The sequence below is a fragment of the Nocardia sp. NPDC003345 genome, from assembly GCF_053589395.1.
On sequence record NZ_JBSFRU010000004.1, the window covers coordinates 49,031 to 61,177 of the forward strand.

Here is a 12,147-nt window from a genome sequence, read left to right on the forward strand (position 1 = left end):
TCCGTCCGCGGTCGTCTGCGTCATCTCATTCCGTTCGCGCCGTCGGCGGGCAGGGTCGCGACCCGTTCCAGTTCGGCTTCCAGCCGGGCGATCACCCGGCGGGCCTGATCGTCGTCCAGCAGATCGCGGTGCCAGTGCAGTGCCACTGTCAGCTGCTCGCGCGGCCATACCGTCGCGGTCAGCGGAAACAGCGTGATCTCCCGCGACGACAGCTCGGTCAGCACCAGGTCACCCACCGTGATGGGGGTCGGCGCGACGTCGGCCGGATACGACTCGAACACCAGCAGGGTGTCGAAGTACTCGCGCACCGGAACACCGGCCGCGTCCTCGATCTCGGCCGGTCCGAGATAGTGGTGGTCGAGTAGTGCCGCCTGCTCGGCCTGCAGCGCCCGCAGCCGCGCGCCCATCGGCTGGTCCTCGCCCCGGCGCACCCGCACCGGCACGGTGTTGATGAACGAGCCGACCATGGCGTCGATACCGGGGATACTCGCGGGCCGGCCGGAGACCACCGCGCCGAACAGAACATCGTCGCTCCCGGTGAGATCGGCCAGCACCGACGCCCACACGTACTGCAGGACGGTGTTCAGCGTGACACCGGATGCGGCGGCGACACCGGCCAGCGCGGCGGTGCGCGCGGGCGTCAGTGTCACCAGGTGTTCGGTATGCGACCGCACCGGATCCCGTGGTGCGCCGCCCGGCGCGGCGACCAGGGTCGGCGCGGTGAGATCGTGCAGGGCAGCGCGCCAGGCCGCGGCGGCGGGCTCCCGGTTCCGGGCGTCCCGCCAGCGCAGGAAGGTGGCGAACCCGTCGTCCACCTCGCCGGGGCGGGCCACACCGAGCGCGAAGGCGCTCAGCAGGTTTCGCATCAGGATCGGCGCGGACCAGCCGTCGAACAGCAGCCGGTGATTGGTCACCGACAGCACCCAGCGGCGCTCCGCGGTCCGGATCAGCAGGAATCGGAGGAGCGGCGGCGTTTCCAGATCGAATGGGCGCACCTGTTCCGCGGCCAGGACATCGTCCAGTTCGGTACCGCGTTCGCTCAGGTCGATTTCCCGGACCTCGATCGGCGCGGTCGCGACGACGAGCTGACGCCACCGGCCGCCGCCGTCGCGGACGAACGCCGCCCGCAGCGCGGAATGCCGATCCACGATATGCTGCGCGGCCGCGCGCAGGCGTACGAGATCGGGATTCCCTTCGCAGGTCAGCACCACCTGGAGCGTGTGGACCTCCGGTCCGTCCGCGGGTGCGAGATCGGCGAACTTCTCCTGGATCGGGGTGAGCGCCCGGATATCGCACAACCGGCCGTAATGGCGCTCCCAGCGATCGATCTCGGATTGCCGCAGACCGGCGGGGGCGAAATCCGAGGGGGTCCACCCGCCGGCGGCGGGGTCGGCCGCATGCCGCGCGAGGGTGCGCAGGACTGTTCCGAACAGTTCGGCGAACTCGTGGACGCGGTCGGGTCCGATCAGGGTCTCGGGGAACGAGAAGCCCGCGGTGAGCCGTCCACCGACCACCGCGGTATCGATCGCGAGGGCCACATCGGCGGGTAGGCCGGGGTCGATCGGATCAGGGTCGGTCGCGAGGTCCGTGGGCAGCCAGGGGCCGTTCGCCGTGGAGATCGCGCCCAGATACGTGAACGACACTCGAGTGGTGTCGGCCGGGAGGTCGACGCCGGTATCGAAGTAGCGCAGCAACCCGTAGCCGACGCCGCCCCCGGGTATGGCACGTAGTTGTTCCTTCACGGTTTTCACCGCGGCGGCGAGGGCGCGCCCACCCACGATCGCGTCCGCGATATCGATACCTGCCAGGTCGAAGCGGCACGGATAGGCCGCGGTGAACCAGCCGACCGTGCGGGACAGGTCGGTGCCGGGCACGAGATCGCCGTTTCTGCCGTGGGATTCCATCCGCACGGGGACGACGGAGCTGTCACCGCCGCGCCACGCGACCATCGCCACGGTCAGCGCGGTGAGCAGGATGGTGTTGGTATCGGTGCCGTAGCGCGGGGGCAGCGTGGTCACGGCGGCCGACGTCGTCGCCTCGTCGAACTGGCGGACGATGCGGCGCATCGTGGCGGCGCTGTCGATACGCGGATCGAGCCGGCGATCGGTGAACAGTGGATCGGGCCCGCGCAGTTGTTCCCGCCAGATGTCGCCCTGGGCGAGCAGTTCGACGTCATCCGCGCTGTCACGCAGTGCGTGTGCCCATCGCCGCACCGAGGTCCCCGAGGCGGGCACCCGCGGTGACCGGCCCGATTCGAGCCGGGCCCACGCCGCGACGAAGTCCGGGATCAGGATGCGCCAGGACACACCGTCCACCGCGATGTGGTGGATCACGACGACGAGGAGTCCACCGCGATCGCCGGGGCCCCGATCGAGCAGGACACACCGCAGCACCACCCCGTTCGCCGGGTCGAGGTGGCCGGTCGCGGCGTCCGTTTCACGCGCGAGGATCGCGGCCTCTTCGACGTCATCGGCCGATGAGATATCGACCCGGCGCAGAACGGAGCCGACCTCCACGGATCCGGGTGGGTCGGCGAACAGGCGCCACTGGCCGCCCGCGTCGCGGTAGAGCCGGGCGCGCAGCATATCGTGCCGTGCGACGACCGCCCCGATCACCTGTCGCAGCGTGGTCTCGGTGATGCCCGCGGGCAGGTCGAGCACCATGTGCTGCGCGTATCGGTCGAACGGCACGCCACCGGCGGCGGCGCGCTCGATCAGCGCGAGGACGGTGGGCGGCGGTGGCATCTCGCCCACCCCGCCGCCGGGTAGTTCGGCGAGCACCTGCCGCCCGGGTTCTCCGGTCGTGGCGACCGTGGCCAGCCCCGCCGCGGTGGGCCGTTCGAAGACCTGCGCGGGGGTGATGTGAACGCCCCGCGATTTCGCCCGGGAGACCAGCAGAATCGACATGACGCTGTCGCCGCCCATGGCGAAGAAGGATTCGTCGACACCGACCCCGTCCCGGCCGAGTACCTGCCCGAACACATCGGTCAATATCCGCTCCACCGGCGTCGACGGCGCCCGGTACGGGATGTCGCGTGGCGCCGGTTCGGGTAGTGCCGCCCGGTCCACCTTGCCCGCGGTTGTGGCGGGGAACGCGTCCAGCACGACGATATCGTCGGGCATCATGGCGGCCGGGAGAGCGCCGGACAATTCCGTGCGGAGTGCGTCCGGAACACAGTCCGCGCCCGCTACCGGCACGATATAACCGAGGAGCCTTCCGTCGGGGCGCAGCGTCGCCACCGCCTGCGCGACCGTCGCGCATGCCGCGAGCGCGGCCTCCACCTCGCCCAGTTCGATACGCACACCGTGGCGTTTGACCTGGAGATCGGCTCGGCTGCGGTACTCCAGCAGCTCGGTGGCCGCATTCCACCGGACGATATCGCCGGTGCGGTACAGCCGCGCGCCGGGTTCGAAAGGGTCCGCGACGAAACGCTCGGCCGTACGCGCGGGCTCGCCCTGATAGCACCGCGCCAGCTGCGCGCCCGCGAGATACAGTTCGCCCGGCAGCCCGTCGGGAACGGGGCGCAGCCGCGCGTCGAGAACGTAGGCCCGCGTATTCGTGGCGACCGAACCGATGGGTATCGACGCCGAAGCCGGCATCCGCACCGTGTATCCCGTCACGGCGCCGGTCGCTTCGGTCGGCCCGTAGAGGTTGTGCAGCCGCGCGGGGGTCGCCGCACCGAAACGCTGTGCCAGGGCGGGTGTGAGCGTCTCCCCGATGGTCAGCACGCGGCGGACGCACGCGGGGAACCCGGACGCCACAGTGAGGTGGTTGCTCAGCGTCGAGGGTACGAACTGGAGGGTCGTCACCGCGTGCGCGGCGATCAGCCGGGTCAGTTCGGCCGGGTCGGTATGCGCCGACGGCGGTGCGATGGCAAGGGTCGCTCCGGTACTCGTGGGCCAGAACAGCTCCCAGATCGAGACGTCGAAGGTGACCGGCGTCTTCTGCAGGACGGTGTCGGTCTCGTCGAGGCCGATGTGCTCACTCATCCACCGCAGATGGTCCACCACCGCCGCGTGCGGGACCGCGACGCCCTTGGGCACGCCGGTCGAGCCGGAGGTGAACATGAGATAGGCCAGATTGCCGGAGCGCAGCGGCGCGTGCCGGTCGGTGTCGTGCAGGGGTGCGCCGTCTTCGTCCACATCATCCGGCTCGTCGAGGTGGTGGACGGGCACGGCGTCGGTGGCGAAGCCGGCCCCGCGCGTGCTCAGCACCAGCACCGGTGCGGCCGCTGTCAGGATCCGATTCAGCCGTGCGGCCGGATGACCCGGTTCCAGCGGCAGGTACGCACCGCCGGCCTTCAGCACCGCGTACACCGCGACGACCGCTTCGACCGACCGGACCATCGCGACGCCGACCACCCTATCCGGGCCGACACCACGCCGGATCAGACCGCGTGCCAGTCGATTCGCGCGCGTGTCGAGCTCACCGTAGGTGACCGATTCCGCACCGGATACCAGCGCGATCGACTCGGGTGACCGGCGTGCGATCGACTCGAAGCCGGTCAGGGTGGTGGCGTACGGGTCCCGGGCGCGCACCGGGCCGCCGCGGCGCAGGATGCGCGCGCGGTCCGCCGCGGCGGTGAGGTCGACCCGGGCGACCGGGGTTCCGGGCGCGGCCACGAGTCGCGCGAAAAGCGCTGTGAAGATGGGCACCTCGACCGCGGGCAACCCGATGTGCCACCCGTTGTCGTTGTCGTACACCGCGGTCGGGCATTCCGGTCCGGCGGCGCCGGTCGAACGCTGCCGGAGCAGCGCCCCGACCTGGGCGGCGACGCCGCGGAAGTCGCCGCGTGCCGCCACCGTCACGCCGATTCCGATCGCGGTGGTGCCGGATCGATAGCCGACGGTCACCCGGTCCGCGCCCGTGCGGCGATGCGTGTACACCGCCAGCGCGGCCAGCACCACCGCCGCTGTCCCGCCGCCGCTGCGCCGGGCCAGCGGGCCCAGTCCCGGCGTCTGCTCGAACGGGCGGTCGAGTGTGCTCGTCTCAGGGGTAGGCATGGAATCCTCTTCCCGATTTGCGGCCCAGATACCCGTTCCCGACCAGCGTGGCCAGCGCGTCCGGTACGCGATAGCGGCCGTCACCGGTGGCCTCGCGCAGCACCGCGAGGGTGTCGGCCACATTGTCGAGGCCGATCAGATCCGCGGTGCGCAGCGGCCCCATCCGATGGCCGAGACAGCCCTCGAACAGGGCGTCGACCGTGGCGGCGTCGGTCCCTGATTCGGTGACAGCGGCGGCCTCGGCGATGGCGAGCATGAGCACCCGGTTGATGACGAATCCCGGACCGTCACCGACCACGATCCCGCGTTTGCCGAGTGCGTTCAGCAGGTCGAGCGCCGTGGCCAGGGTCGCGGGCGTGGTCTGCGCGGTGGTGATCACCTCCACCGCCTCGGTCAGCGGCGCGGGGTTCATGAAATGCAGTCCGAGCATCAGCTCCGGGCGGGTGGTGCGGGCAGCCAGGTCGGTGATGGGAATGGCCGAGGTCCCCGAGGCGAACACCGCCGACGGCGCGCATACGCGGTCGAGTTCGGCCAGTACGCGGTACTTGAGTGCGACTCGCTCCGTGACGGATTCGATGACGAAGGTGGCCTCGCGCAGCTCCTCGACGCGCTGCGACCACCTGATGCGGCCGGTGATCTCGGTGAGCTCGCCGGGGCGCGGACCGCGGCCCAGCAGCACGCTCGAACGCAGCGCGGCGCGGATGCCGCGCCGGGCGCGTTCGGCGGCGACGGGATCGGGATCGACCACGGTGACGGGGATACCCGCCGCGGCCACGCATTGGGCGATACCCGCGCCCATCGTGCCCGCGCCGACCACGCCGACCCGGTGCTGTGCGGTCACGAATGAATCTCCTGTTCGTCGTGGCAGGCCGTGATGCCGAGCACGGTGTCGTGCACCGGTTCGTCCGGTCTGTCGATCGCGGCCCGCGCCAGCGCGACCAGTTCGTCGGCGATGGTCTCGGCGGAGGACCGGTCGAACAGGGCGGTCGCGTAGTACACACGCAGCTCGGCGGAGTCGGGCGCCCATGCGAGCGCGAGTTCGGTCGTGGTGTCCGCCGGCGCGACCCGCGCGTCGCCGAGGTATCGCAGGGGCGTCGCGCCGGTACTCGCGGCCGATTCCGGCGGGGTGTCGCGCACCATCCGCCAGGTGGTGTCCGGCCGGATGGTGACGATGATGTCGCGCGCACCATCGGCTCCGCCGGGCATGCCGATACGCAACCGGTCACCGCCGCTGTACCAGCCGAGCAGCACCGCGTATGCGTAGAACAGCGCGGTTCCGAAGCTATCGAGTTCCGCGCGAGCCGGCTCCATCGCACGCGTGACCACCTCGTATTCCGCGGTGTTTCCGGTGCGTGGCCGATCGGTGGGGATCGACATCGTCACGTCCGGGCGCCCGGGTCCGGCGATCAGCGCCTCGATCGGCGCGGCGGCGTCCGACACCATCGCCGTCAGGATCTCCAGGAACGCGTCGCCGAGCGCGGCGACCGTCTGCGTGGTGAACAACTCGGTACTGAACTCCAGGCACGCGCCGATATCGCGGGCGACGCTGTCGGTGTATTCGAAGGTGATCAGCGTCAGATCGAATTTCGCGGTGCCGGTGGGCAATCCGCCGAACTCGTTGCTCGCGGCGTGCTCGAGATCGAACAGTTCCGTGCCCGCCTCGTCGAGCCGCTCCATTCGTGGCGTCACCTGGTGGATGTAGAGCACATCGAACAGCGGTGTGCGCGACAGGTCGCGCTGCGGTGCCACCGCGCTGACCACCCGGTCGAACGGGATCTCTTGGTGTTCGAGCGCATCGAATACGACCGAGCGCACCCGGGTGAGCATCTCCGGCAATGTGGTGTCGGCGGTGAAGTCGGTGCGCAAGGCGACCGTACTGTTGAAATAGCCGATCAGGTCCTGGAATTCGCTGCGACCGCGTCCGGTGGTAGGAGTGCCGACGACCATATCGCGCTGGCCGCTGTGCCGCGCGAGAGTCAGATAGAAGGCGCTGAGCAGGACCACGAACAACGAGACCGAGGCGCGACCCGCCAGCGCGCGCAGATCGGTGAGCAGCCGCGCGGGGATGGTGAACGGATGCAGGTCGCCGACATAGGTCTTGCGGTCGGGTCGTGGGAAGTCGGTGGGCAGCCGCAGCACCGGGGCACCGGCCAGCGTGGCGCGCCAGTAGTCGAGTTCGTGGTCGAGCGCCGAACTCGCCAGCAGTGCCCGATGCCAGGCCGCGTAGTCGCGGTATCGGATCGGCAGTGGTGCCAGGCGGTGCGGCCGTCCCGCACGCCGCGCGGCGTAGAGTTCCGGCAGCTCGCGCCCGAGAATAGTCGGGGTCGCACCGTCGGTGACGGCGTGATGGCAGGTCAATTGCAGTACATGGGTATCCGGTCCCACGGTGATGAGCAGTACCCGCAGCAGCGCGTCCACCGCGAGGTCGAACGGCTCGGTGGCGGCAGCGCGCACGAGGTCGCGGGCCGCGGCGAGCGGATCGGGTTCGGCGGAGACGTCGACGCGGCGGACGTAGCCTTCCAGCCGATCACGGATACGCAACACCGCGACACCGTCCACTTCGGCGAAGTTGTACCGCAGGGGCTCGTGCCGCTCGACGAGGTCGTCGAAGGTGCCGTGCAGCGCGTCCGGGTCGATCGGCCCGCGCAACAGCTGGACGACCGGGTAGTTGTACAGCGTCGTGCGCGGATCGAACTGGTGGTGGAACCACATCCGTTCCTGTCCCGAGGACATGACCGGTTCGTCGTGCGCGACCAGGGCCGGGATCGGTGCGCGCGCGGTACCGGCGGTGCGGCCGGTCGTGAGCAGCTCGGCGAAATCGGCCAGCCGGGGGCGCTCGTAGACGTCGAGCAGTTTCGGCCGGAACCCGTAGGCCTCCTCGATCCGGTCCACCAGTTGCACCGCGATCAGCGAATTGCCGCCGAGGGCGAAATAGTCGGCGTTCTCGTCGATCTCGTCGTCGGTGTACAGCAGTTCGGCGAGGGTGCTGCGCAGCCAGCGCACCGGATCGGAGTGGTCGTGCGACGTGCCGGGCACTGTGGGCGGTACGACCGCGGACGCCGTGGCGCGGGGCAGGTCGACCCAGCAGCCGGTTTCGCGCATCGGGTGGCCGGGCAGACGTACCCGGCGGGCGTGGCCGGGCGCGACGGCCGACCAGTCGAGGTCGACGCCGTATTCGTACAACCGGCCCAGGAGTTCGTCCAGATCGGCGGTATCGGCGGTCGCGCGGACGATCTCGGCTTCCGGTACCGCGTCGCTGATGAGCCGGGCGAGTCTGCCGTCCCGGCCGGGCTCCACGAAAACCACGGGTCCTTCGGCCATGAGGGTGCGCACCGCGCCGATCAGCCGGTCGCCGTCGACGGTGGGCGGCGCGTCGGCGAGGTCGGCCGGTTCGACGCCGTCGCGGGAGCCGAGCAGGTACCGGGCGGCGAAGCGTGACGATCCCGCGCTCAGCAGTGCCGCGAGCCGGACACCGCACGCGGTGAGCCTTTCGTGCACCGCGATCTGTCCGGCCAGCACCGCCGCTGTGGTTCCGGTGGCGGGCAGCGCGGCGGGCAGGGTGGGCGGCTGCGCCGCGACGGTACCGGCCGGGTGCGAAGGGACCGGAACGGCGTCGGGGGACAGCAGCAGCACCACGCGCGGCGCGGTCGGCACGCGGTGCGCGCATACGGCGGCCTTGTCCAGCGACTCGGCGAGCTCCGCCGTGTCCGACGCGGTCACGGCGACCCGGTGCTCGTACTGGTCCCGGCCGAGGGTGAGGGTCGCGGCCACTTCGTCCAGCGTGGCGTCGGTGCCGCGCACCGCCGCGGCGAGCCGGGCGCACAGCTCGCTCAACGCCTCGGGCGTACGCGCGGACACACCGATCAAACGGGCGCGGCGCGACGGCGGGGTGGCGGGCGTCGGCGGCGCCTGCGACACCACACAGTGCGCGATACTGCCGCCCAGGCTGAAGGAGCTGACTCCGGCGGCGCGTACCGCTTCTGCGCGCCACGGGCGGTTCTCGGTCACCACCTCGATACCGGCGGCCGCCAGGTCGAAATCGCCGGTCGGGCGGGTGAAGTGTAGCGACGGGAACAGCTGCGCCTCCGATACGCTCAGCACCGCTTTGACCAGGCCTGCGATACCCGAGGCATGATCGAGGTGACCGATATTCGTCTTCACCGAGCCGATGGGCAGGCCCGGTCCGCCACCGAAAACCGCGCTGATCGATTCCAGTTCCACCGCGTCACCGAGCCGTGTCCCGGACCCGTGGGTCTCGAGATAACCGGCCGCCCGCGGATCGAGTCCGGCAGCCTCCCAGGCCCTGGCGATGACGGCGCTCTGGGCGGCGGCGCTCGGTGTGCTGATGGTGGCGGCGGCCGCTCCGTTGTGCCGGGTCGCGCTCCCGCGGATCACCGCGTGGATCGGGGCACCGTCGGCCAGTGCCCGGGCCACCGTGGTGAGCAGCAGGATCGCCCCGCCCTCGCCGTTCACGGTGCCGTCGGCATCGGCGTCGAAGGCGCGGCAGACGCCGGTGGGCGACATGATCTCGGAGAAGCTGCCCCCGCCCCAGGACGGCGCGCCGTGTACCCGGACGACCACACCACCGGCGAGTGCGTAATCGGCGTCCCCGCCGCGCAGTTCGCGGCAGGCCTGGTGCACCGCCACGAGCGCGCTGTTGCATCCGCTGTCGACACCGAAGCAGGCGCCGGTGAACCCGAACCGGTGCGCGATGCGCGCCGGCCCCGCGAAGGTGGCGTTTCCGAGCAGGCTCAATGGACCCGGGTCCACCGCGGCGGAGTGGTAACTCGACTGCGCCGCGCTCAGCGTGACCGCGGTGACCGCCCGGGCCAGCCGTTCCGTGGTGTATCCGGCATCCTCGATCGCGCGCTGGGCCAGCAGCAGGGCCAGCCGCTGCTGCGGATCGGTGACACACGCCTCCCGGCGCGACATTCCGAAGAAGCGGTAGTCGAATCGGTCGATCTCGGCAAGGTGGCCCATCGGCAGGTATGTGACGGTGTCGTCCAGGCCGGTCGCGGCGATCCGTCCGGGCGGCATCGGCCCCACCGATTCGCGCCCCGCGGCCAGGTTGGCCCGGAATTCCGCGAGGTCGGCGGCATCGGGGAAGCGCGCACCGATACCGACAACGGCGATATCGGTGTCACGCGCGTGGGCGGTGACGTGGGCGCCGGGGTCCGGCACGGTGTGCTCCTGAGGGGTCACAGCTCGAAAGCTCGGGTGGAGACGGGTGGCAAGGGTTCGGCGGGCACCGCGGCGCCGGCCGCGAGCGCATCGGCCTGGTCGCGGATCGTGCGCAGATCGAACAGCTGCCCGACGCGCACCGCGCCCGGCCGGTGTTGTTCGAGCAGCAGATGCAGCACGACCACCCGGTGCGAGTTGCCGCCGATCTCGAAGAACGAATCGTCGAGATCGAAGTCGTCGTGTTCGAGCGCGGCGGACCACAGTTCGGCGATCTCGCGTTGCCCGGACGTCCAGTCGGCGCGCGACGGCCCCGGCAGCGGGGGATCGTCGGCGCGGGCCAGCAGGGCAGCCGCATCGAGCTTGCCCGCCGCGGCTATCGGAATCGTGTCGATCGGCACGAACCGGCTCGGCACCTCCAACGGCGAGAGCCGTTCGGCGCAGTGCCGGGCCAGTTCCCGGCGACCGGGCGCCGCGGCGCCGACGGCGGGCACGATGAACGCCACGAGATCGTCGATGCCGTCGCGGCCGGTGCGTACCAGGGTCACCGCGTGCGCGACTCCCGGATGGGTCTCCAGCACCGCCTCCACCGCGTGCCGTTCCACCCGTGCGCCGCGGATCTGCACCTGGCCGTCGGTACGGCCGAGACAGTCGATATCGCCTCCGGTGATGAGTCGCGCGAGATCGCCGGTGCGATACATCCGCGCGCCGGGTTCACCGGCGAACGGGTCGGCGACGAATCGGGTCGCGGTGAGCCCGGGTCGGGCGGCGTAGCCCATGGTGACCTGATCCCCGCCGATATACAGTTCTCCGATGGCTTCGCCGGGCGTCACCGTCAACTCCGGCCCGAGCACCCGCGCGGAATTGCCCGGCAGCGGCCGCCCGATGGGCACCGTCGCGGTATCGGTGACCACGTGCCGGACGCAGGTCACGGTCGCTTCGGTGGGGCCGTACTCGTTCATCAGGACGGTGGCGGGCAGCAGTTCACGATGCCGGGCGGCCAGTGCCGGGGACAGCGTCTCACCCGCGAGGGCCACCACCGTCGGCGCGGCCGAAGCCATGGCCAGAATCGGCAGCAGCAGCCGGTAGTACGACGGTGTGGCGACGAGATGACTCACCCGCGCCCCGGCCACGAGCGCACCGACCGCCGCGGCGTCGGGCAGCTCCCGGTGGGTCGGTACCACCACGGTCCCGCCCCGGGTGAGGACCCACGGACCGAAGACCAGCGCGGCGTCGGCGGTGAGCGGGCAGGTCGACAGCGTGACCAATGCGCCGTCTTCGTACGGATAGTCGCGTCCGGAGATCATCGCGGCCAGATTGCCGCGGCTGACCACGACCGCTTTGGGTGCGCCGGTGGATCCCGAGGTGGTGATGACATAGGCGGGCGCCGACGCGGGCGGCGGACCGGGCAGCGGACCGGCCGGTGCGGTCCGGCCCAGCGGTACCAGAGCGGGCCGGGCCGACGCGGGGGCGAGCAGTGCCTCCACTTCCCCGTGCGATGTGGTCGGCGCGTGCTCGTCGAATACGACAGCGGTACAGGTCAGGTCGTCGACCAGTGCACGCACCCGCGCCTCGGCCCGACCGGGCTCGACCAGACACCACGCCGCCCCCGCGCGTAGTACGGCCAGCATCGCCACCACCGTCCACACGTCCTGCCGTAGCAGACACAGCACCACGTCGCCGGGACGTACACCCGCTCCGACCAGACGCCCGGCGAGAGCGGCGGTGCGGTCGACGAGTTCGCGATAGGTGAGTGTTTCCCCACCGGAGATCAGCGCGGGCCGATCCGGGAACTCGGCGGCCCGCCGCAGCAGACCGCCGATCAGGTCACCGGGCGGTGTCGGCGCGTCGGCCGACCGCACGAGCACATGAGCGGTGTGGGGCGCCGCGGTGTGCCCGTCGTGACCGAGCAGTACCAGTTCCGGGTCCTGTTCCAGCACGACGAATCCGGCGAAGCGCAGCGTGA

The 12,147-nt window shown here is 71.0% G+C and carries 4 protein-coding genes; all 4 read right to left on the reverse strand.

The genetic code is table 11. From position 1 onward, the window contains the following. Nucleotides 1–20 precede the first annotated feature (20 nt). On the reverse strand, nt 21–5,003 hold the full coding sequence (locus ACWDU1_RS01255) for an amino acid adenylation domain-containing protein (RefSeq protein WP_449994780.1): 4,983 nt from the start codon (nt 5,001–5,003) through the stop codon (nt 21–23). Then, nucleotides 4,990–5,844, reverse strand: coding sequence for a 3-hydroxyacyl-CoA dehydrogenase family protein (locus ACWDU1_RS01260; protein ID WP_449994782.1), 855 nt, complete (start codon nt 5,842–5,844; stop codon nt 4,990–4,992). Before ACWDU1_RS01260 ends, ACWDU1_RS01255 begins: the two co-directional genes overlap by 14 nt. Further along, entirely contained in the window at nt 5,841–10,205 is a 4,365-nt protein-coding gene (locus ACWDU1_RS01265) for a condensation domain-containing protein (RefSeq protein ID WP_449994784.1), read from the reverse strand. Before ACWDU1_RS01265 ends, ACWDU1_RS01260 begins: the two co-directional genes overlap by 4 nt. Further along, nucleotides 10,202–12,147, reverse strand: a 1,946-nt coding sequence (locus ACWDU1_RS01270) for an amino acid adenylation domain-containing protein (protein ID WP_449994786.1), incomplete at its 5' end; no start/stop codon positions are given. The genes ACWDU1_RS01265 and ACWDU1_RS01270, both read right to left, overlap by 4 nt.

What these genes read in the sequence shown, in the direction of transcription:
- ACWDU1_RS01255 (WP_449994780.1), bottom strand. Translation starts at nt 5,003, where the DNA reads ATGCCTACCCCTGAGACGAGCACACTCGACCGCCCGTTCGAGCAGACG.